The organism is Fictibacillus terranigra (genome assembly GCF_030412265.1).
Classification (GTDB): Bacteria; Bacillota; Bacilli; order Bacillales; family Fictibacillaceae; genus Fictibacillus_C; species Fictibacillus_C terrinigri.
The window spans coordinates 1,345,629-1,366,621 of the sequence record NZ_JAUHLN010000002.1 but is presented as its reverse complement, the minus strand read 5'-3'; the positions used below and the strand labels follow the sequence as shown (position 1 = coordinate 1,366,621).

Genomic DNA, 20,993 nt, shown 5'->3' with positions numbered 1-20,993 from the left:
AAAAAAGCATAATGGAGCCAGACTTTTTGCACTGCTTTTCTAGAGGTTTTTTTGGTACAGTCTAATTAAGGCAATTGAAAGGGAGATGATGAAAATGAATCAACACCTGTATAAGCAGTTTGAAATGACAAGAGGATTATTTTTGAGAAATGTAAGCAATGTACCAGCTGAAATCGTTGATATACAGCCAGAAGGATTCAACAATACAATACACTGGCATATCGGACACGTATTGACGGTTACGGAGCAATTTCTTTTCGGTTTTCCCAAAAAATCAGCTTACCTGCCTGAAGACTACGTAGAATGGTTTGGCAACGGAACAAAGCCGGCTGATTGGAAGGGGGCTGTTCCATCCGTTGAAGAACTGGTCAATCAGCTCCAGGAACAGCTCGTACGAATAAAAGATATCCCGGAGGAAGCGCTCGATGAAAAATTGAAAAAGCCGTTTCTCGGATTGGAAACATTCCGTGAGCTTGCAAACTTCGCTGTTTTTCATGAAACCAATCATCTAGGACAGCTGCATACGATCAAACTCCTTGTTGAGCGAACGGTCGTGAAAAACTAATGAAACCCAGAGAGCCAAGAAGGCTCTCTGGGTTTTTTATGAGTTGAGTGCAAAAGTAAACAGCGCAAAAAAGTGATCAGCAAGGCAAAATGTAATCATGCATGAATCACTGAATGCAGAAAATCGATATCATTTTTTATCTGTTCTTTCAGAAACCGATCTCTGCAGCGTAAATATTCATCCGTAAGCATGGCGATTTCCTTCATGAACAGTATAACTTCTGTTTTTTTCAACATAATGTAACCCTGCCCTGCGTTAGAATATTTGAATACTTCTTTCCACCTTATTCCTCATTTTGGGTCAAAATAAACTAATTTTTGCTAAATTTTTTGTTCGCTTCACAATTTTTTCAAGAAAATCACTCTTTTTAGGTATTATTTTTGTCATTGGTTATGAAAGAATGGAGTTGGAGAAGCATTTAAAACAGCAAGGCGGGGGAAATATGAGCTATCAACAGATAAAATGGATGATTCTATTGCTGCCCACTTTAACGATTGGAGCCTGGGAGTACGTGAGGCATACGATGCTTCTGCCCTATATCTCCATGGAACTAGGAAACTATCTGTCTCCTTTTATTGTATTTTGTGTCAGCGTTGTATTCCTTTCTCGATTATTTTCATTACTTGAAACGGTACAAGGAGAACTGAATGAGGAAAAAACAAAGAAAGCCGCACTTGAGGAAAGGGAAAAAGTTGCCCGGGAACTTCATGATGGGATTGCTCAATCTCTGTTTCTACTCTCTGTCAAGATGTCGAAACTGGAAAAGCAAGCTTCTTTGAGCTCTCATCCTCAGTTTCAAAAGATTAAAAAGACGCTCCAGCACGTACATGATGATACAAGGCATGCGATCAACTCGCTTCGGTCTCATCCTGTATCTTCAGCCGTTGCTTGGACGGACACCATTCGCGGCTATCTCGAAGAGCTTAAGCAGGATTACCAGCTTGAAGTACATATGGTATGGGAAATCGATGAGTCAAAAATGAATGCAAAAGAAAAGATTGAACTCTATTCGTGCGTGAAAGAAGCGGTGCTCAATGCCGTAAAACATGGAAAAACGAATGAGCTCTGGATCCAGGCCCTCCCAGAGGGAGAAGGCTGGTCATGTGTGGTGAAAAACAAATGCAGCCCGTTCACTCTGGCTGAATCAGGCAAGGGATTCGGACTGCAAATCATTCAGGATAGAGCAAAGGAAATGGACTGGACATTTTATACTCTGACAGAATATGAAATGTTTATTGCCGTTCTGAGGAAAGGGGGCATCAGCCATGAATACTCCTATTCGAATTCTGGTAGTTGATGATCACCTTCATGCGAGAGAAGGGATTTCAGATCTTCTGGAGGATTACAGCGAATTTCAAATTGTCGGTGAAGCAAGGAATGGCAAGGAAGCCATTGAGATGACAGGCAAACTGAACCCGGATCTAGTATTGATGGATATCTCCATGCCGCAAATGAACGGGCTGGAAGCGACCAAGTTTATCAAGCTGCATTATCCGGCAGTGAAGGTTGTAATGATGACCGTTTCAGATGAGATTACCGATTTATTTGAAGCGGTGAAGAGGGGAGCGCAAGGCTATTTGCTGAAAAACCTTCATTCGAGTGAATGGTACAGCTATTTAAGGGCATTCGCTCTGGATGAAGCACCGATGTCCAAAGAGATGGCGTTCAGAATCCTGCATGAGTTTACGAGGACAAAACAGGGGAAGGTAGTTTCTCCTCTCTCGAGCAGAGAGCAGGATGTGCTCCAGTTTGTGGCAAGAGGGGACTCTAACCGGGAGATTTCAGAAAAGCTCTATATCTCTGAGCATACTGTAAAAACTCATTTAAAGAATATATTGAGCAAGCTGCATCTCGAGAACCGTGTGCAGTTGACAAGTTATGCCTACAACAAAGGCTGGATTCAGCCGTAAAATAGGAGGAATACGATGAAAAAGTACGGGATAATGATTTTTGCGCTGCTGTGTGTATTTGCTGCAGGCTGTTCTGCCGAGAAAAAAGAAAATCATAAAGATCATATGCAGGCTTCAGGTGCATCACAAAAGAATGATGAATTAAACTGGAAGGTAGATTCATTTGCTTACACCAATCAGAATAAGCAGCCGTACGGAAATGAAGATCTGAGAGGGAAAGTATGGCTCGCCAACTTTATTTTTACCAACTGTGAGACGGTCTGCCCTCCTATGACTGCTCACATGTCCAAACTTCAGGACATGGCGAAGAAGGAACATCTGCCGGTTCAGTTCGTTTCATTTTCGGTTGATCCAGAACGGGACACTCCAGCGGCTTTAATTAAATTCGCGAAAATGTATCATGCGGATTTTTCCAATTGGACGTTTTTGACCGGGTATAAAAAGGAAAACATTGAACAGCTAGCAAAAAACTCGTTTAAGATGGCCGTGTCGAGCGATCCGTCCTCCAATCAGTTTATACACGGCGCAAGCCTTTTTCTCGTGAATAAAAAAGGAGTGATCGTCAAACGGTACGGCGGTGTACAGGATACCCCCTTTCAACAGATTATCAAGGATATGAAAAAACAAAACTCACTATAGCAAAAAGCCTCCCTGGCCGGGGGGCTTTTTGCTTGTGCTCTTCATGCGGCAGGGCGGGAATCCGCCTGGTATTCCCTGCCGGTTCTTGAAACCTTATTCCAGTCCCTGTTGAAGAAATAGGCAATGCTTCCATAGGCCACACAGGCCATGGTGACCATCCTGAAAATAAAGATGTCAAAAAGGATGGTGACAAGAAGGGGATAGGTATCCTTTTCCTGAAAGGCGTAGCCATAATATTCTCCCATGCCGATCGCTACCATGTCGTACACAAGGCCGAAAATAAAAATATACAACACATAGATAAGAACATATTCAAGAATGGAAGAATGGAGAGCGAATCCATCGACCACAAAGATACTGGTCATAAAATAAACGGCAAGTGTGCCGGATATAAAAGCTTCAAAGATATAAAAAAAGGAAACAGGGCTTCTAAACAGGTTTTTTCCAAGAAAAGACCTGAAATGGATGACGCAGTCGATAAATGCTTTCTGCCAGCGGATCCGCTGTTTGAACAGATCCCAAATGTTTTCGGGGAGTTCGGTATAGCAAACAGCGTCGGGAATAAAGGTCACCTTTTTATCTTTTTGACCAGCGATATGGCGCTGAATTTTTAATGTAATGTCAATGTCTTCTCCAATTGTTGCGCGGTAGCCTCCGACACTGAGAAGGACCTTTTTCCTGAAAATACCGAATGCACCAGAAATAATGGAAAGGGCTCCTAACCTGGCATGTGACACTTTTGTAATATAAAAAGCACGCAGGAAATCTAGAGCCTGAGCGCGAATGAGCAGGTTCGTTCCACGCAATGTCAGCCCTGAGAAAGGATTCTTCGTTTTGGTCTGGAGAACATGTACCATGCCGCCGGCAGCCACGACATTTTGTTCTTCGAATGTTTCATTGATGGCAGGCAGTGAATGGTCAGTCATGATGGTATCCGCATCCAAAGTGACAACAAGCTCATTGCTTGAATATTCAATGCCTGCATTGAGTGCGTCCGCTTTTCCGCCGTTCATTTTATCCAGCACATAAATATTTGGATAGAGCTCAGACTGATAAAACTGGATCGCTCGTTTATGTTTTAACTGGCTCAGAGGAATCCTTGTACTTTTCTTCAGCTGCAGGTGTTCATCCAGTTTTCCGAGGGTGTCATCCGTGGATCCGTCATTGATATAAATAATTTCAAGTGAAGTGTAAGTTAATGTTTTCATGTTTTCAACGGATGTCGTAATGATTTTCTCCTCATTGAAGCAAGGGATAAGAACACTGACACTTTTTTCAAATATCGGTTTTGGCCGATACCGTCTTTTTCTTTTATGAAAAAAGGGAAGGCAGTTGAAGGAGTGAAGGATTGGAAAAGCGATTGAAAGACAGAAGAAAAATAATACTGCATATTTCACTGTAGTAAACCTCCTTTTGTTCAAATTGTTATATTAGTATAAAGTATTTCATGGCAATTTCTCCTTTTCAACGGATGAGCAATAAGTCTTACTTTTCAGTGAATTGAAAGCCTATACATAAATTTTCGGCCATCCGCTTACGGTGATAAACAACCCATGCCAAAAGTCCGATTGTGGAACAAGCAAAGAGAAGTTAACATTTACTCTGAAAACAAAATATGTTTTCTGCTAGGGGAGCCCGTCAGACGGGCTGAGAGAAGAGAGGAACAGCTCTTTGACCCTTTGAACCTGATCTGGGTTATACCAGCGTAGGGAAGTAGGTGCCGAAGTCAAGTATATTTTTGTATATTTTTCTTTGCCTATCCTATCGGGTTCTTCTTACTAGAACCCGTTTTTTTTATGCTGTGTGTAACTTTGGACTCAATTTTAAAAAAATCGAGGAGGAAGTTGCATGAACGTACAAAAAGAAAACGATGTTTTATTGAAATCACAGTTTCCAAACAGCACGAAAATTTATGAAACAGGATCAAGTCCGGACATCAGGGTGCCGATGAGAAGCGTCAGCCTGGCGGATACAAAGAAGACTGGAGGAGCCGAAGAGAATCCGCCAGTCATTCTGTATGATACAAGCGGTCCTTACACCGACCCCGAATATGAGGCAGATGTAGAAAAGGGTCTGCCCTTAATTAGAAAAAAGTGGGTGGATGACCGGAACGATACAGAGCAATATGAAGGCCGTTCCGTTAAACCGGAGGACAATGGCTACAGGAAACAGGCTCAGGCCGCCAATGTGTTTCCGATTCGTCCTTTTAAGCCGATGCGGGCTAAAGAGGGAGGAAACGTGACACAGATGCATTATGCGAAAAAAGGGATAATTACGCCTGAAATGGAATTCATTGCGATTAGGGAAGGGCTTGATTCTGATTTTGTCAGAAGTGAAGTGGCTAGCGGCAGGGCCATTATTCCCGCCAACATCAATCATCTCGAGCTGGAACCGATGATCATCGGGCGAAACTTTCATGTGAAGATCAACGCTAACATTGGAAACTCAGCTGTTACTTCTTCCATCGAGGAGGAGGTCGAAAAAATGACATGGGCTACTTATTGGGGAGCGGACACGATTATGGACCTGTCCACAGGCAAGGACATTCATACAACAAGAGAGTGGATCATCAGGAATTCTCCGGTTCCTGTAGGCACTGTTCCAATCTATCAGGCGCTCGAAAAGGTGAATGGGATCGCGGAGGATCTAACTTGGGAGGTCTATCGGGATACCCTTATTGAACAGGCGGAGCAGGGTGTGGACTATTTTACGATCCATGCCGGCGTTTTGCTTCGGTATGTGCCGCTGACGATCAATCGCATTACAGGTATCGTTTCACGGGGCGGTTCCATTATGGCACAATGGTGCCTTGCATATCATCAGGAAAACTTTTTATATACTCATTTCGAGGAGATTTGTGAGATCTGTAAAGCATATGATATCTCCATCTCTCTGGGTGATGGTCTACGGCCTGGCTCGATTGCAGATGCCAATGACGAAGCGCAGTTTGCGGAGCTGGAAACTTTAGGGGAACTTACAAAGATTGCCTGGAAATATGACGTACAGGTCATGATCGAAGGGCCAGGACATGTACCGATGCATCAAATCAAGGAAAATGTAGATAAGCAAATGGAGATTTGCCAGGAAGCGCCCTTCTATACGTTAGGGCCGTTGACGACAGATATCGCCCCTGGATATGATCACATCACCTCGGCGATCGGGGCAGCGATGATCGGATGGTTCGGAACGGCGATGCTTTGCTATGTGACACCAAAGGAACATTTGGGACTGCCGAATAAAGATGATGTAAGGGAAGGGGTCATCGCGTATAAGATCGCTGCCCACGCAGCAGACTTGGCCAAAGGGCATCCAAGAGCATTGAAGAGAGATAATGCCCTTTCAAAAGCCAGATTCGAATTCAGATGGGAGGACCAGTTCAATCTTTCCCTGGATCCTGAAAAAGCAAGAGGATATCATGATGAGACTCTTCCTGCGGAAGGAGCAAAAACCGCTCATTTCTGCTCCATGTGCGGACCAAAATTCTGTTCCATGAGAATTTCGCATGATCTGAGAAATATGTCTGCACAGGAACTTACCGGCACTGAAAAAGAAATGAAGGAAGGGATGCGGGAAAAGGCGAAGGAATTTCAGAACAAAGGCTCGAACCTTTATTCATGAGCACAATAGCAGCACTTCTTGAAAAGATTGCACTGCTGGAAAAGCAGCTGCAGGAGATTCAAAAAAGATGCCCTCATGTGTTTCTGGAAACCTCTCACTCCGATGAACGGATCTGTATGAGATGCAGCTATACCGAAAAAATTGTGTACCGGTTCCCAGAAGAAAAAGGACGCGGGGCCAGGCACTCAAATAAAAGAACTTCTCTTGGGCAATGATAATGGCAAAGGAAGAATGAGGGAGGAATAGGTAATGGGTACGAATTGGCTGCAGACCGCATTGAACTGGACAGAGCAAAGAGTAGGGCAGGCTTCTGATGGGTTCAGGGAGATACTCGGAAAGCTTAAGAACCAGCCAGCGATGTTGGTGACAGACCTGGCGACATTTATTATGCTTCATCCTGAAACACATAAAAAGCGGAGCGAACTGCTCGGAATCACGTATTGCACGTATTCATTAAATCTTGGCGATGTAGATCTTCTTCTTGAGACAAAGGAGGGACTGGATCAAAAGGTTCTGGAATGCCGCGTGAGCGAAAAAAATCGAGTCATTTCCCATTTCCGTTCCTATGACGCCAAAGCCAAAGATAGTCTGACGGTTCCATTGGACATCAAACAATATCATAATTAATTGGAAAAACCGTCTGCCGCAGGGCAGGCGGTTTTTTTGTATGATGATGCCTGATATATTTTTAAGAATATTTCAAAAATACATTGTGTCGTCCCATACTATTTCATAAGATTATCTCGTATAGTTTCACTGGTGATAAAGGAGGAATGAAGAGATGCAGAACAGAGGGTTGCAGCTTTACACGATAAGAGAGCTTTGTGAAAAAGATTTTATTGGTACATTAAAGCAAGTTTCATCATGGGGTTATAAAGGGGCTCAGTTCGCCGGGTATCATGACACTTCTGCAAAGGCATTAAAGCAGACGCTGGATGATTATGATCTGAAACCGGCGGGAAGCCACATCGGGCTTGATCAGCTTAAGGAAGATGAACTTAAGCGGCAGATTGAATACAATCAGATACTCGGAAATGACTTATTGGTCCTGGCTTATTTAATAGAAGAACATCGGAAAAACATTGACGATTATAAACGAGTGGCTGAAACGTTAAATCACGCCGGGTATTTATTAAATCGTGAAGGATTGAACTTAGGTTATCATAACCATGATTTCGAGTTTGCAGATCATGGGGGGGAAACAGGCTACGATATTTTATTGAATGAAACGGACCCATCCCTTGTTTCTTTTGAATTGGACTGCTATTGGGCGGCCTATTCAGGATACGATCCAGTTCAGTTTATGGACCGGCTTGGTGAACGGCTTGTTACTTTGCATATGAAGGACATGGCTGTAAAAGGAACCGAGAAACAAAGCACGATTTTGGGAAAAGGAGAATTGGATTTAGAGTCTATCGTTAAAAAGGGCAATCAATTCAGTGTATTATGGTTCATTGTGGAACAGGAGCATTTTGAAAAAGATCTTGCCACTACGGCAAAAGAAAATGCAAGAGCTCTTGAAAATCTACTTCGTTCATAACAAAAAGCAGGTTCCGACGATCAACTAAAGCTTCCAATACGTTTTATTCATAAGAATATCTTTGACTTGGATATCGAAAAGGGCTCCTATGACATTATCTATGATTCAGGATGTTTTCATCACCTCGCTCCCCATCGACGGCTGAGCTATGTGGAGCTGCAGGCAGATCTTTAAAACAGGCGGCCATTTCGCCTTGACGTGTTTTATACCGGGTGGCCGTTTAGGAGGTGCGGAGATTTCAGACTGGGGAGTGTACCAAGAACGTTCATTACAAGGGGGGCTTGGGTACACGGAGGATAAGCTGAAAACCATTTTCAGCACCTTTACGGCGGTCGAGTGCCGAAGAATGAACGTTATGGAAGCTGGAAGTGCCATGTTTGGTGTAGAGGACTTCTTGACGGCACTGGTTAAAAAATAGTACAATATTACTAATTAACGTTATTTTGCAAAAAATTTTAAAAAACAGGTTTAAAATCTAAATCTTTTTTTGTATGATAAGACGATAACCATTAAGTCATTTTTTGGGGGAAAGATGATGAATTCATTGAAACGGAGAATCCGCGGGCAAAAAGGTATGGAGTTTGCTTTAATCCACCTCATTCTTTTGATCGGTGTTGGTGCTTATCAGACGATCGAAGTCTTTTTAAATATCAGCCTTTACTCTGAACACGTGCTGTTCGGATTGACTTCTCATTCATTCGTAGCTTCTATCCTGTTTTTCTGGTCATTGATCAGCATGTTCTGGGTATTAAGCTTGCGTGTATTGGACTGGGCACACCGCACATCACTGTTTACGTTTAAGAATGCGATATTTGGTTCTGTCGTTCTTCTTTTCGGCGTTCCGATCGGAGTATCGATTCAAATATACAGCGTTATGTCATTTAATACAGTATTAAGCTCCATTACAGAAGCTTTATTGATCACAACGATTATTTCATTTGCGATCGGAATTTCAGGGAAGTTCCGAAAAACAGCATAAATTCGATATCGGCTCTGCCTCATTGGCAGAGCCGTTTTTTTAAGGGTGCCTGGCACCATTACAGTAAACTAGCGGGGGGAAAACCTCATGATCGAGTTAAAGCCTGTAAATCGGGGCAACTGGGAAGAGGCGGTCCGGTTAAAAGTGAAAAAAGAGCAGGAGCATTTAGTGCCTGCTGTCGCCGTATCGCTGGCCAAAGTCTATATTAAGCCAGACGGAAACGGTGTGGTGTATCTTCCGTTTGCCATCTATGCAGAAGGAATAATGGCAGGGTTCATTATTCATGCCTATGAAGAACACAGTGATAACATGTATTGGATCAATGGTTTTCTCATTGATGAGCAGCATCAAGGGAAAGGCTACGGAAAAAAGGCAGTGCATAGAAATGATCTCCTGGATTGAGGAGAGATTTCCTCATTGTCGCGAAACACGGCTTACCGTCCATCATGACAATGTGAAGGCTGCTGCATTATACGAAGGACTGGGATATCTTCCGACAGGAGATGTAGATAATGGTGAAGTCGTATACAGACGGGAAAGAATAGTTTTCAGGAGACCAGTGGATTGAGCACTGGTTTTCTTATTGTCTAATCAATTGATATGCGATATATTGGTTTTATGAAAAACATCCAACCGATTAAACGATTATCATTAAGAGAAGAAGTATACGTTCATTTAAAGAATGCGATCCTTTCACTGGAACTCAAGCCGGAGGAACGGCTGCATGACAAAGATCTTGCGGAGAAATTCGGCATTAGCCGGACCCCGGTAAGGGAGGCCCTGAAAAGGCTCGAGGATGAAGGGCTTATTGAAGCAATGCCAGGATCTTCAACCAGGGTGGCACCACTAAAAGTAGAGGAGGCAAATCAGGCTTTCACCGTAGTAGCGGCATTGCATGCCCTGGCTGCCAGACTCGCCGTTCCGCTCTTAAGGGAAAACGACATCAAGGAATTAAAGATCCAAAATCAAAGGCTGAAGTCGTCTATGGTGGAAAAGAACATCATCGCTGCTATCGAAGCGGACGAAGGATTTCACCTAGTATTTCTGACGGTTGCCGGTAATCAAGAGCTGTTAAAGGCGCTCGAGAGAAGCACATCTAAGATCCGTCGATTGGAAATGGCTCAGTTCGGTTCATTAAAAGGGATAAATTCAGTCCTGCAGCATGAACAGATCATTCAGGCGTGCATAGATAAAGATAGTGAGAAGGCGGCCTTCCTTACGGAAAAAAACTGGCTGAGTCTCGGAGAATTGCTGATTCAACAATAAAAAGTGAGGTGTCTTCGATGCGGCCAGTCATCATCGGTGTTTGTTCCGCTTTCTTTTTTGCTTTTACGTTTGTGCTCAACCGGTTAATGGAGTTATCTGGCGGAAGCTGGATATGGAGCGCTTCCCTTCGTTATTTCTTTATGGTCCCTCTTCTGGTGCTTATTGTAGCGTGGAGGGGAAACCTTACCCAGCTCATGCACATCATGAAAGAACATCCGAAAAGCTGGCTGTTATGGAGCATGGTGGGATTCGGCCTGTTTTATGGTCCCATTTGTTTTGCGGCAGCCTATGAACCAGGCTGGCTGATCGCGGGTACATGGCAGATCACGATCATCTCAGGTTCACTTCTCGTTCCTTTTTTCAAAGAACAGGTTCAGACATCCAATGGGCTTCAAACCGTAAGAGGCAAGATTCCCTTTAAGGGACTGTCCATGTCATTAATTATACTGCTCGGTATAGTATTGATGCAGATCGAACAAGCAAGAACACTGTCTTTTAACGATGTGTTGCTTGGTGTGCTTCCTGTCCTGGCAGCTTCTTTTGCATATCCGCTCGGCAACAGAAAAATGATGGAGATATGCGGTGGACGATTGGATGCTTATCAGCGGGTGCTTGGCATGACTCTTGCAAGCCTGCCTTTATGGATCATCCTCGCTGTTTACGGCTTGTGGGCAGATGGTTTGCCAACAAGGGCCCAAACCTTTCAGTCTGCCTTGGTTGCTCTTTCTTCTGGAGTCATCGCAACCGTACTGTTCTTTTATGCCACAGATCTCGTCAGGGGGAACGTTCAGCAGCTGGCTGCAGTGGAAGCGACTCAATCGGTCGAAGTTCTATTTGCGGCTATCGGTGAAATGTGGCTGTTATCTTTGCCGCTCCCCTCCGCGCTTTCCTGGATTGGCATGGCATTAATCATGATGGGGATGATGCTTCATAGCTATGTTTCAAAAGCAAAAAAGCACTCAAGCCTGCAAAAAGCCAACGTTTCATAAAAAGGAATTTCTTTCCTTGTCTACTTTTTTAGACAACCGGGTATTACATTGGTAAAAGAAGAAGGGAAGACAAAACCATGGCTTGGATTGAAGATCATTTAATGCTTGTCATACTGGCAGTGCTGGCGATTATCATATTTGTATTTTTGTTTAAGCTTGCTTTGCGTGCGGCCCTTATCTTTGGAGTGATCGCCATTATCGCAATCTTCATTTTTGGAGTAAGTCCAAACCAAATGATGGACCTCGGAAAGCAAGGAGTAAATTCTGCATCGACAGCGTACGAAAAAACCATAGAACCCGTTTTCAAAAAAGAGATGGATGATGCCAAACATGTGGAAAAGAAAGACGGTAGCTTCGTTATTCAAAGTAAGAGTGTAAAGATTACAGGCAAGGACGGGGACAAGGACGCTAAAGTCGTTTACAAAGGGAAAACCTATGATGTGGATATGAATGTCATCCAGCCGCTTCGTGAACAAATCCATACGACAAAACAATAGTGAAACAGGTCTGAGATCTTTCATAGATTTCAGGCCTGTTTTAATGTTTTCATCCGGATTATTCATATTTCTGCCATGGGAGGCAATAATTTATAAGAGCAGGAGGTGAATGAATGAAACGAAAATGGGTTCTTTTGATCAGTTTGGCTTATACCGTCTTTATGGCCATCTTGTTTTTTTATTACTTCCCAAAAGGGGAGGTCCACAGCTATCAAGTAGCATTGGGGGGAGTTTTGTGCGGAGCAATACCGCTTGGTCTTGCCCGATTTACCAAATTAAAGTTTAATTTGCCCATATTGCTGTCCTATCTAGCTTTTCTTTTTGCATCCCAATATTTAGGATCCATCCTTCATTTTTATGGACTGGGCTGGTGGGATACATTTCTGCATCTGCTGAGCGGGGCTCTGCTTGCTTTCGTTGCCGTCGCGCTTTACGAGCGGCTCGTTCATCGGGAGGGAGGGACTCACATTTCACCATGGCTGGTCTTTTGGTTCGTGCTTTCATTTGCCGTTCTTGGCGGAGTGATATGGGAGATGTATGAGTTCAGTATGGATCAGTTCTTCAATATGACGCTTCAGGGCGGAGGAAACAGTGACACAATGGTTGATCTTGTTGCGGATACCGTAGGCGGCGTAGTTATCGCTTTTATTTCACTAGTTAGGACAAAAAATAAATACAGTGGAGAATTGGGAATTAAGGAACCGAGCCTGCCTCCTGAATCCCTGGCGTGAAAATAGCCCGAATCAACGATGATTCGGGCTTTTTTTATTTTCCTTTTGCCAATGGTGGAACAATGGGCCTTTCACGCCAAACACAGGATCTGTTTCCGGGATGGCAACCGTTCGTATCTCATCTATTACATCAGGGCGCTCACCGTCCACTCCTCGCATCAGATTATAATCATTTCCGTTTGGATAAGCACCGGCGACTTGGAAATCCGCACTGGATTCAATTTTCATATGTCCCGTTCCAGCTGGCAGAACCATTACATCTCCAGTGTGAATCTGCAGCTCACATCCGGACTTTCCTCCAATTTTTACAGTAGCAAAACCAGAAATGACTCCAAGTACTTCATGGGAATTGCTGTGATAGTGATGATAATCAAAAATGCCGTTGCGCCAGCTGTTGAGCCAGTTATTCTCATTAAAAATGAATTCAGCCTCGTGAGCGTTTTCAGTTAATACCCCCTCATAGAACACTACCGGCCACTCTGGATGGTTGGGAATGAATCCATCGTCCTCAAAATAAAAGGTTTTTACCTCATAATTACTCATGCCAATGCCCTCCTTAATTTCGTTTTAAAAAGAATTCCCGGTATGAGAGATGGTTAACCATGAAGAGATGCTTATTTTATTTAAACTTAGTACTTGACGTAATAAAATATAATATTTATACTTACTTACATAAAGTAATATAAAATGAATACTTGTTCATCTAGTGGAGGTAAAAACATATGGCCAAAGATTTTTTAACTGCAGTCCAAGAAAGGCGCTCCTATTATGGAATTAGTAAGGATGCCGTAGTTTCTGATGAAAGAATTAAGGAAATCATCGATCATGCGGTAAAATACACACCATCTTCTTTTAATTCACAAAGCGCACGTGTTGTCGTATTGCTTGGCGATCACCACGATACGCTGTGGAATATTACAAAAGAAACCCTTCGTGGCATCGTTCCAGCCGATCAATTTGCCCCGACTGAAGAAAAAATGAATGCATTCGGAAGCGGATATGGTACGATCTTATTCTTTGAAGACCAAAAAGTAGTAGGAGGTCTTCAAGAGGCATTTGCTGCTTATGCAGACAATTTCCCAATCTGGTCCAACCACTCCTCCGGAATGCTGCAATTTGTCGTTTGGACAGCACTTGAGAATGAAGGCTTCGGCGCGTCTCTTCAGCATTACAACCCAATCATCGATGAGGAAGTAAAACAAGAGTGGAAAGTTCCAGAAAACTGGAAGCTTATCGCACAAATGCCATTCGGAAAACCTGTGGCAACTCCGGGTGAAAAGGAATTTCAGCCGCTTGCAGACCGTGTGAAAATCTATAAATAAAAAAGAGACCTTTACCGGGTCTCTTTTTTTCGCTTATTGTCCACAATCAAAATTGTAAACGAGCCAATCTTTCATAAGACTTTTTTCGTTCTTCAAACGAATAAACATTCGTGAGAACCATAAATTCGCGAGTCTGATACTGTTCTGACAGCAACATCAGTTTTTTTCTGACCGTTTCTGGAGAACCGATCACCATTCGATTTCTGTTAGCTTTCATCTTTTCAATATCGTCCGGTAAGAGTGTATAGGATTTGGCTTCTTCAATGGTCGGAATTCTGCTGTCGAGTCCTTTTTCAACGCGAAGCAGCCATAAGTCCTGGCTAAAGGCCAGCTCTTCTGCATGCTCATCGGTTTCGCCGCAGATTACAAAGATAGCGGTTATACCTGAAGGCTCTTCCAAGAGCGTAGACGGCTTGAAGCCTTCATAGTAGGCTTGGAAAGCCTCCTGTCCCCGCCCGGGATGAATAAAATGGCCAAATACGTAGCCGATCCCAAGATCCGCTGCCTGCCTGGCGCTGTTTTCTCCAAGCCCAAGCTCCCACAAGGCCGGGGACGACGGAACAACAGGAGATGCGGTTATACCATAAGAAGGATGATCAGATGGAAGAGTGCCTGTTAAGTAAAAGAACAAATCCTGAAGCTGCCGGGGAAATTCTGTTAAGCTTTTTGGGATGCTGTCCGTTAAGGCAAGTCTTGTTTTCTTCGTTCCACCGGGGGAACGGCCAACTCCGAGGTCTATTCTTCCGGGATACAAAGCCTCAAGCTGATGAAAAGTTTCAGCCACCTTAAAAGGGCTGTATTGCGGAAGAAGGACGGCGCCGGAACCGAGCCGGATGGAATGGGTCCGAGCCGCCGCATGAGCCATCAATATCTCTGGGGCGGAGCTCGCTAAACCTTTTGTACTGTGATGTTCGGCGAACCAATACCGTTTATATCCCAGTTCTTCTGCAAGTTTGGCCAGCTGAACACTTTGGTATATCGCCTCTGCCGCATCCCGGCCTTTTGGTACCGGAACTTGGTCTAAAATACTTAAGGATATCATGGAATGCACCCTTTCTATTCATTCTTGGTGCCTGGCACCAGGCGAGAATCGATCAGCGGCTTGATGTTCGTTCAGTAGGTTTTGCAGTGAACCAAATCAATATGCCAATCCCATCGATTCCTGAATTCTCCCAAAGCTCGTACATATATAGGAGAATGAATATTCTATACGTGATGCAAGTTGTTTCAATGGTGAGCTTACTATAACGGAGTGCTTGTTAAAAGTCACTGCATTTGCCCATAAGAAAAAGCCAGCCCCTAAATATGTAGGGCTGGCTTCTTTTCTTATTGGACTGTAACGTGAAGGTTTACTTCGATATTTCCTCGGGTTGCCTTAGAGTAAGGGCATACTTGGTGTGCCTGTTCGACCAGCTGCTCTGCTTCTTCCTGGCTGGCCCCTTTAATTGCGGCGTACAGGGCAACTGAAAGACCGAACCCTCCATCTGTGTCTTTGCCGATACTTACTTCTGCCGTTACGCTTGATTCCATTCGTTTTCTGGCTTGGCGTGCAACGAGCTGAAGTGCACTATCGAAGCATGCAGCATACCCCGCAGCAAAAAGCTGTTCTGGATTTGTCGCACCTGCTTCTCCTTTTCCTCCAAGTGATTTTGGCATGGACAATGCAAAATCAAGAGTGCTGTCACTTGATTTCACTTTACCCTGTCTTCCGCCGTCAGCGGTCGCTTTAGCTGTGTATAAAGAATCTAACATGATTATCTCTCCCCTTATCCCAGTTGTATTGTGCACAACTTAATTGCTTGATGTTAATTTAACACTCGCCTATTTTTTTGTCAACAATTAAATTTTGTACAATTTAATTTGACGATAAACATTACTTGAAATATAGTGAGGGTAGGAACAAGGATGGAGATGAGGTGAGTTAAAGTGGACAATGACATGCTAAAGCTTGAGAATCAGATTTGTTTTATGGTGTATGCGGCAGCCCGGGAAATCACAAAACAGTACCGTCCGTTGCTTGAGGAATTGGATGTAACTTACCCCCAGTATCTCGCGTTACTCGTACTTTGGGAAAAGAACGAACTCTCTGTAAAGGAACTCGGTGAGAAGCTGTATCTGGATTCAGGCACTTTGACCCCCATGCTGAAACGCATGGAAGCCCACAAGCTGATCATAAGGCAGCGTTCCAAGCAGGATGAGCGAAGTGTAATAGTATCTCTAACTGAAAAAGGTGAAAGCCTTCGTGGAAAAGCAGCGTGCATACCTGGAGCCCTTCTTGAAAATATGAACATCTACGGGCCTGAATTAGATCAATTGAAAAAAACACTCGGCAAAGTACTAAACAGCATACAGGAAGGAGACTAAAGCCTTGTTCGGAGTTCCGACGGGGTTTTTTTCTTTTTGGCTGACGTGGACCTGCAGTATTATCGCTAGAAACAAACTATATACAGTTATGGATGTATTTGGTAACATGGACGCGGACAGGGATTGTTAACAGGAAGGACAAATTTTATGAAACGAAACGTGTTATTGGTTGTTTTCCTGCTGTTTTTCATTGGCGGATGGACAGCATCTGTTGCCGTGTACAAACACAAGCAGGATGCTGAAACAGTGGAAGATATCTCAGGGTTACTGCCAACTAAGGTAAAAGAGATCCGTCGCAGCTCTACACAGAAAGACCTTCAAGCTTGGATCAAGGATGCAGCAAAATCGGAGGAAAAAATTTCAATCGCCGGCATGCAGCATAGTCAAGGCGGACAGACTTATTATCCGAACTCCATTTTGCTTGACATGAAATCCTTCAACAAAGTACTCGATTATAAGCCTCGCCAAAAGAGAATTACGGTTCAGAGCGGAGCCACCTGGGATGATGTGCAAAGGTATATACATAAAGACGGATTTGCGATCCAAGTGATGCAGTCCCAAAACATCTTCACCGTCGGCGGCTCGATTAGTGTTAATGTCCATGGGAGAGATATACGCTACGGATCGTTGATTGATACGGTGGAATCCCTGCGTCTTCTTAAGGCGGATGGTAAGATTGTGAACGTCAGCAGAAAAGAGAATCCTGAACTGTTTAAACTTGTCAACGGGGGCTATGGTTTGTTCGGCGTCATACTTGATGTAACGCTTAAATTGGCACAGGATGAATGGTATGAGAACGAAGTGTTGGCAATGGATTACAGGGAGTATACGGATTATTTTAAACAGAGGGTCAAGGAAGATCCAAACATCCGCATGCATATGGCACGCCTGTCCATCGCACCTGATTCTTCATTTTTCAAAGAGATGTATGCTACCAATTACCGCCTTGTGAAAAATCAAAAGCCAACGAAAAACGAGCCGTTAAGAAAGGATGGCAATGCGGTGCTCCCGAAAGCTCTCCTTGGAACTTCACGTTACAGTGAATGGGGCAAGAAATTATTATGGAAAACACAGAAAAGCTACTTTCTGAAGCAAAATGGAAAAGTGGAAACACGAAATAATGTGATGCGCTCAGACAGCGAATTTATGGAGTATGACAGCCAGAACCGGACGGAGCTCCTTCAGGAATATTTTGTGCCGGTGGATGAATTTTCGTCTTATGTGGAGGACTTAAGAGATATTCTCACAAAAGAAAATCTGAACGTGCTGAATATTACGATCCGCTACGTCGATCAGGATCAACAGGCGGTCATGTCGTATGCAAAACAGGATATGTTTGCCCTCGTTTGGCTGATCAATCAGGAAAAAAGCAAGATAGGCACTGCCGATACGAAAAAGGTAGTTCGAAAGCTTATTGATATTACTCTTGATCATGGAGGAAGCTACTATCTGCCTTATTATCCCTTCGCCACTCAAAGCCAGCTGGAACGTGCATATCCGAATGCGCAGCAATTTTTTGAGTTAAAAAGAAAATATGACCCGTCAGAAATGTTCATGAATTATTTGTATAAGGAGTATGGAGATGACGTATAAACAGCTCATTCGTTCACAAAGCATCATGATCACGGCTAGCAGCATCGCTTTTCCTTTTTATCTGCTGCTTCTTCGCAATCTGGGTGACAGCTATTCACAATTTGGATGGGCTTACGGTTTGTTTGCTTTAACTTCCGCCATATTTCATCCGTTGATCGGCAGTTGGAGTGACCGGTTCGGTGACCGGGCCCTCCTGCTGATCTATGCCTGGGGAATGGCAGTGCTTATGCTGCTGGTTCCTGTGTTGTCGGAAACCTGGCATGTTTACGTGATTCAGATATTGATGGGGCTGTTGGGAGCGGTTCAGAAAACGACAGAAAAAACAGCGATATCCCGTCATACGGAAAAAAATGATACGGGAAAAAAGGTTGGACATTATCATCTATGGACGTCGATTTGGGCAGCGCTCGCCATCATCCTCACAGGATACATGGTTGACTTTCTAACGATTGGAGCCTTGTTTTATCTTACGTCATTATTGTATTTAATTGGAGGATTCATACTGTGGAAACGTCCCGCTGATGATGAATCGCTCCGCAAACGGCATGAAAAAGCGGTATAACATTGAACAAGGGCGACACCGATTTTAGGTTTCGTGGTCTTGCATAAGGTTGAAAAAAAACAGATTACAGAGGAATTGCCGAAAGGATTATTCCAAGAGACTTTAAGGCTGGTTTGGAAGGTTATCGCAGAAATGAAAAGTATTCCATTTACTACAGATGATCTTGTTTTAAAGTTGGGGATTTTAAAGATTTTCTGTTCGAAAGTATTTAAAAAAATTTATGAAGGATATAGGGGTGCTGGACGCTCAGATTCATTATGGTACGGTTGGAAGACCTGTCTCTCAGCATAAATTAAAACAGGATCATGTTCATCTTATTGAACACTATTTGTAAGCAGCGGTTTGGCTGCTTACTTTTTTTAATTACATAATGCTTAAATTAGTTCATAAATCTAGTGATTTCATTTTGGGGCTACTAACATAATACAAGTGAAGATGAGGTATGAATCACATCTAGACAAAGATTTACCATATTAATTTAGAAAGAAGGAACGGTTATGACAACTGCAGTTAAAACAGATCATGATGGACATTAAATCTTGTAAAAACATTCCAAAATAGATAAATAAGTCTATTGCTCGTGGCATCCTGGCAGAGTACAATTAAATAGTCTGAAAATTATGATAGTGAGGAGACAGGTGAATGAAAAAGAAGAATATGGCATGGGCGGCAGCAGCCGCTATCGTTCTATCCATCAGTATCCCTTCTATGCAGCTTGGGCACAATCATGTTATGGCCGGAAATACCGTACACGCTCAGTCATTTAGCGCGAAGTCAGCGGCGGATGATTATTTGAAAAAGAATGCTGCGAAATATCACCTCGCCAATGATCTCTCAGGACTTGAATACGTGACGACAGTCACAACAGATGCGGGAAGCTATGTACGTTATCAGCAGACGGTCAACGGTTCACCGGTTTTCTCCAAGCAGCTAACGGCGACTGTCGACCTTAAAGGACATGTTGGATTAGTAGTTTCAGATTATATGGCCTATACTTCTGTTGAACGTCCATCGGACAGGCTTACAAAGGATCAGGCTGAGTCTAAGGCAGGTGACTATATAAAGGATAAAGGAAAAGGCAAGTGGGGAACGACCCAAAACACGTTTGGCTATGTAATCCTAAACGGCAAAGCCATTCCTGTGTATAAAGTCGTCATTCATGCGAATGAACCATTTGGGGCTTGGGAAGCGATTGTTCATGCAGGCAATGGAAGATTAATCGACAAAAAGGATCTAAACCAAAAAGCAACGGGTTCAGGGCAGGTTTTTCTCCCCAATCCGGTGGAGTCCAGCGGAACTGCAGCAGGGTTCACAGACAATAATGATGCCGATTCACCAGCATTGAACGCCCAGCTAAAAAATGTTCAATTATTGGGTCTTGATGGAACTGGAAAACTGGCAGGCCAATTTGTTGCTATTAACTCAAAAACAAGGACGAAAAGTTCCAGCCTTATATTCCATTACACTCGCTCCGATAATCAATTTGAAGATGTCATGGCATACTACCATATTGATACACTTCAGCGCTACATTCAATCCCTTGGTTTTACCAACATTAACAATCGTTCGATCACAGCGAATGTGAACACATATAAACAGGATAATTCCTTCTACAGCCCAACGAAAATGGATCTTACCTTCGGTTCTGGCGGGGTGGATGATGCAGAGGATGCAGGTGTCATTGCTCACGAATATGGTCATTCCATTCAGGACAACCAGGTTCCCGGGTTTGGGAACTCGCCTGAAGGAGGAGCTATGGGTGAGGGATTTGGAGACTTCCTGGGAGCAACGTATGAAGATTCCTTTACAGCGGGTGGATTTGGACATGCCTGTGTGGCAGAATGGGATTCAACTTCCTACTCATCATCAAATCCGCCTTGTTTAAGAAGACTGGATGAAAACAAAGTGTACCCGAGAGATGCTGTGGGTGAAGTCCATGCGGATGGAGAGATTTGGTCTCAGCCTCTTTATGAACTGGCGAGTGCCCTCGGAAGGGACGCAGCAACTAAAATCATCCTTCAATCCCATTGGTCGCTCACGCCAAATGCAACGTTTATTGATGGAGCACATGCGATCAAACAAGCGGACCAGCAGCTGTACGGAGGCAGAAACGCAAAGACGATCGGCGCTATTTTTAACGCGAGAGGCCTGTCTGCCAATTAATGAAAAAGACTCCCCTGCGAAAAGCAAGGGGATCTTCCTATTTGTTTTTATTGTGATCCCCTTTAACGATAGTGTAAGCACCATGTTTGATGACTTGTCTTTCGTGCTGGGGACCAACCTCTTGAAATTCTTTGAAATCTGCGACTACAGTATCTGCAAAGCTTGCAATAACCCTGGCTTTCATGTTGTTAACCACAATTACGTCGTATGGGAGTGCTGGTTTCATAGAGATCTCCTTTAGAATGAATGAACCAT

The 20,993-nt window shown here is 43.6% G+C and carries 26 protein-coding genes, 2 pseudogenes and 1 riboswitch; of the genes and pseudogenes, 22 read left to right on the top strand and 6 right to left on the bottom strand.

Features of this window, described 5'->3' with window-relative positions:
- Nucleotides 1-94 precede the first annotated feature (94 nt).
- Nucleotides 95-565 carry a DinB family protein gene (locus QYF49_RS15060; protein ID WP_290400373.1) on the top strand — a complete coding sequence of 157 codons (471 nt, stop codon included), beginning with the start codon at nt 95-97 and terminating at the stop codon, nt 563-565.
- Between the two features lie 95 nt (nt 566-660).
- Here QYF49_RS15060 and QYF49_RS15055 read toward each other — a convergent pair whose 3' ends face one another.
- Nucleotides 661-801 (bottom strand): hypothetical protein, encoded by a 141-nt coding sequence (locus tag QYF49_RS15055; protein ID WP_290400372.1) that lies wholly within the window; start codon nt 799-801, stop codon nt 661-663.
- 206 nt (nt 802-1,007) lie between these two features.
- Here QYF49_RS15055 and QYF49_RS15050 point away from each other — a divergent pair, with 206 nt between their 5' ends.
- Genes QYF49_RS15050 through QYF49_RS15040 form a run of 3 tightly spaced genes read left to right on the top strand, consistent with a single transcriptional unit; the run spans nt 1,008 to nt 3,114 of the window.
- A complete protein-coding gene (locus QYF49_RS15050; protein WP_290400371.1) occupies nt 1,008-1,862 on the top strand; it encodes a sensor histidine kinase in 855 nt (284 codons plus the stop codon).
- On the top strand, nt 1,831-2,475 hold the full coding sequence (locus tag QYF49_RS15045) for a response regulator (RefSeq protein ID WP_290400370.1): 645 nt from the start codon (nt 1,831-1,833) through the stop codon (nt 2,473-2,475). Before QYF49_RS15050 ends, QYF49_RS15045 begins: the two co-directional genes overlap by 32 nt.
- A 15-nt stretch (nt 2,476-2,490) precedes the next feature.
- Complete coding sequence (locus tag QYF49_RS15040) at nt 2,491-3,114, top strand: SCO family protein (RefSeq protein ID WP_290400369.1); 624 nt, start codon at nt 2,491-2,493, stop codon at nt 3,112-3,114.
- A 41-nt stretch (nt 3,115-3,155) separates the two neighbouring features.
- On the opposite strand, the gene QYF49_RS15035 is transcribed toward QYF49_RS15040, so the two are convergent.
- Nucleotides 3,156-4,511 (bottom strand): glycosyltransferase family 2 protein, encoded by a 1,356-nt coding sequence (locus tag QYF49_RS15035; protein ID WP_290400368.1) that lies wholly within the window; start codon nt 4,509-4,511, stop codon nt 3,156-3,158.
- A gap of 220 nt (nt 4,512-4,731) precedes the next feature.
- Nucleotides 4,732-4,843: riboswitch (TPP riboswitch) on the top strand.
- Nucleotides 4,844-4,962: 119 nt separating this feature from the next.
- Between QYF49_RS15035 and thiC the strand changes: the two genes are divergently transcribed.
- The 12 genes and pseudogenes from thiC to QYF49_RS14980 all read left to right on the top strand — a co-directional run bounded on the left by thiC (nt 4,963) and on the right by QYF49_RS14980 (nt 12,734).
- Nucleotides 4,963-6,732, top strand: a complete 1,770-nt coding sequence (gene thiC, locus QYF49_RS15030) for a phosphomethylpyrimidine synthase ThiC (RefSeq protein WP_290400367.1) — start codon at nt 4,963-4,965, stop codon at nt 6,730-6,732.
- The gene (locus QYF49_RS15025; RefSeq protein WP_290400366.1) at nt 6,729-6,947 is read left to right on the top strand and encodes a hypothetical protein; all 219 of its coding nucleotides are present in this window, start codon (nt 6,729-6,731) and stop codon (nt 6,945-6,947) included. The genes thiC and QYF49_RS15025 overlap by 4 nt, the downstream gene beginning before the upstream one ends.
- A 34-nt stretch (nt 6,948-6,981) precedes the next feature.
- Entirely contained in the window at nt 6,982-7,359 is a 378-nt protein-coding gene (locus QYF49_RS15020; RefSeq protein WP_290400365.1) for a hypothetical protein, read from the top strand.
- Nucleotides 7,360-7,513: 154 nt separating this feature from the next.
- Entirely contained in the window at nt 7,514-8,272 is a 759-nt protein-coding gene (locus QYF49_RS15015; RefSeq protein WP_290400364.1) for a sugar phosphate isomerase/epimerase family protein, read from the top strand.
- A 27-nt stretch (nt 8,273-8,299) separates the two neighbouring features.
- A pseudogene (locus QYF49_RS25800) lies at nt 8,300-8,446 on the top strand (class I SAM-dependent methyltransferase); the annotation flags it as partial.
- Nucleotides 8,447-8,465: 19 nt separating this feature from the next.
- Nucleotides 8,466-8,690 (top strand): hypothetical protein, encoded by a 225-nt coding sequence (locus QYF49_RS15010; protein ID WP_290400363.1) that lies wholly within the window; start codon nt 8,466-8,468, stop codon nt 8,688-8,690.
- Between the two features lie 114 nt (nt 8,691-8,804).
- Entirely contained in the window at nt 8,805-9,251 is a 447-nt protein-coding gene (locus QYF49_RS15005; protein WP_290400362.1) for a hypothetical protein, read from the top strand.
- 87 nt (nt 9,252-9,338) lie between these two features.
- Nucleotides 9,339-9,819: pseudogene (locus tag QYF49_RS15000) on the top strand (GNAT family N-acetyltransferase).
- Nucleotides 9,820-9,851: 32 nt separating this feature from the next.
- A complete protein-coding gene (locus QYF49_RS14995) occupies nt 9,852-10,517 on the top strand; it encodes a GntR family transcriptional regulator (RefSeq protein WP_290400361.1) in 666 nt (221 codons plus the stop codon).
- Nucleotides 10,518-10,534: 17 nt separating this feature from the next.
- On the top strand, nt 10,535-11,506 hold the full coding sequence (locus QYF49_RS14990; protein WP_290400360.1) for a DMT family transporter: 972 nt from the start codon (nt 10,535-10,537) through the stop codon (nt 11,504-11,506).
- A gap of 77 nt (nt 11,507-11,583) precedes the next feature.
- Entirely contained in the window at nt 11,584-12,003 is a 420-nt protein-coding gene (locus QYF49_RS14985; RefSeq protein WP_290400359.1) for a hypothetical protein, read from the top strand.
- Nucleotides 12,004-12,116: 113 nt separating this feature from the next.
- Nucleotides 12,117-12,734, top strand: coding sequence for a DUF2238 domain-containing protein (locus QYF49_RS14980; RefSeq protein WP_290400358.1), 618 nt, complete (start codon nt 12,117-12,119; stop codon nt 12,732-12,734).
- A 12-nt stretch (nt 12,735-12,746) separates the two neighbouring features.
- Here QYF49_RS14980 and QYF49_RS14975 read toward each other — a convergent pair whose 3' ends face one another.
- A complete protein-coding gene (locus QYF49_RS14975; RefSeq protein ID WP_290400357.1) occupies nt 12,747-13,277 on the bottom strand; it encodes a cupin domain-containing protein in 531 nt (176 codons plus the stop codon).
- Between the two features lie 179 nt (nt 13,278-13,456).
- Here QYF49_RS14975 and QYF49_RS14970 point away from each other — a divergent pair, with 179 nt between their 5' ends.
- Nucleotides 13,457-14,056 carry a nitroreductase family protein gene (locus QYF49_RS14970; RefSeq protein ID WP_290400356.1) on the top strand — a complete coding sequence of 200 codons (600 nt, stop codon included), beginning with the start codon at nt 13,457-13,459 and terminating at the stop codon, nt 14,054-14,056.
- Nucleotides 14,057-14,102: 46 nt separating this feature from the next.
- Here QYF49_RS14970 and QYF49_RS14965 read toward each other — a convergent pair whose 3' ends face one another.
- Both QYF49_RS14965 and QYF49_RS14960 read right to left on the bottom strand, forming a co-directional pair.
- Nucleotides 14,103-15,098 carry an LLM class flavin-dependent oxidoreductase gene (locus QYF49_RS14965; RefSeq protein WP_290400355.1) on the bottom strand — a complete coding sequence of 332 codons (996 nt, stop codon included), beginning with the start codon at nt 15,096-15,098 and terminating at the stop codon, nt 14,103-14,105.
- A 284-nt stretch (nt 15,099-15,382) separates the two neighbouring features.
- Entirely contained in the window at nt 15,383-15,808 is a 426-nt protein-coding gene (locus QYF49_RS14960) for an organic hydroperoxide resistance protein (RefSeq protein WP_290400354.1), read from the bottom strand.
- Between the two features lie 186 nt (nt 15,809-15,994).
- On the opposite strand from QYF49_RS14960, the gene QYF49_RS14955 reads away from it, so the two are divergent.
- From QYF49_RS14955 to QYF49_RS14935, 5 genes are all read left to right on the top strand, one after another.
- Entirely contained in the window at nt 15,995-16,420 is a 426-nt protein-coding gene (locus QYF49_RS14955) for a MarR family winged helix-turn-helix transcriptional regulator (protein ID WP_290400464.1), read from the top strand.
- A 147-nt stretch (nt 16,421-16,567) separates the two neighbouring features.
- Nucleotides 16,568-18,013 (top strand): FAD-binding oxidoreductase, encoded by a 1,446-nt coding sequence (locus QYF49_RS14950; protein WP_290400353.1) that lies wholly within the window; start codon nt 16,568-16,570, stop codon nt 18,011-18,013.
- Nucleotides 18,003-18,575, top strand: a complete 573-nt coding sequence (locus QYF49_RS14945) for an MFS transporter (protein ID WP_290400352.1) — start codon at nt 18,003-18,005, stop codon at nt 18,573-18,575. The genes QYF49_RS14950 and QYF49_RS14945 overlap by 11 nt, the downstream gene beginning before the upstream one ends.
- Before the next feature lie 39 nt (nt 18,576-18,614).
- Entirely contained in the window at nt 18,615-18,866 is a 252-nt protein-coding gene (locus tag QYF49_RS14940; RefSeq protein ID WP_290400351.1) for a hypothetical protein, read from the top strand.
- A gap of 417 nt (nt 18,867-19,283) precedes the next feature.
- Nucleotides 19,284-20,738: a M36 family metallopeptidase gene (locus QYF49_RS14935; protein ID WP_290400463.1), complete on the top strand. Its 1,455-nt coding sequence runs from the start codon at nt 19,284-19,286 to the stop codon at nt 20,736-20,738.
- 37 nt (nt 20,739-20,775) lie between these two features.
- Here QYF49_RS14935 and QYF49_RS14930 read toward each other — a convergent pair whose 3' ends face one another.
- Nucleotides 20,776-20,964 (bottom strand): hypothetical protein, encoded by a 189-nt coding sequence (locus QYF49_RS14930; RefSeq protein WP_290400350.1) that lies wholly within the window; start codon nt 20,962-20,964, stop codon nt 20,776-20,778.
- Nucleotides 20,965-20,993: the final 29 nt, after the last annotated feature.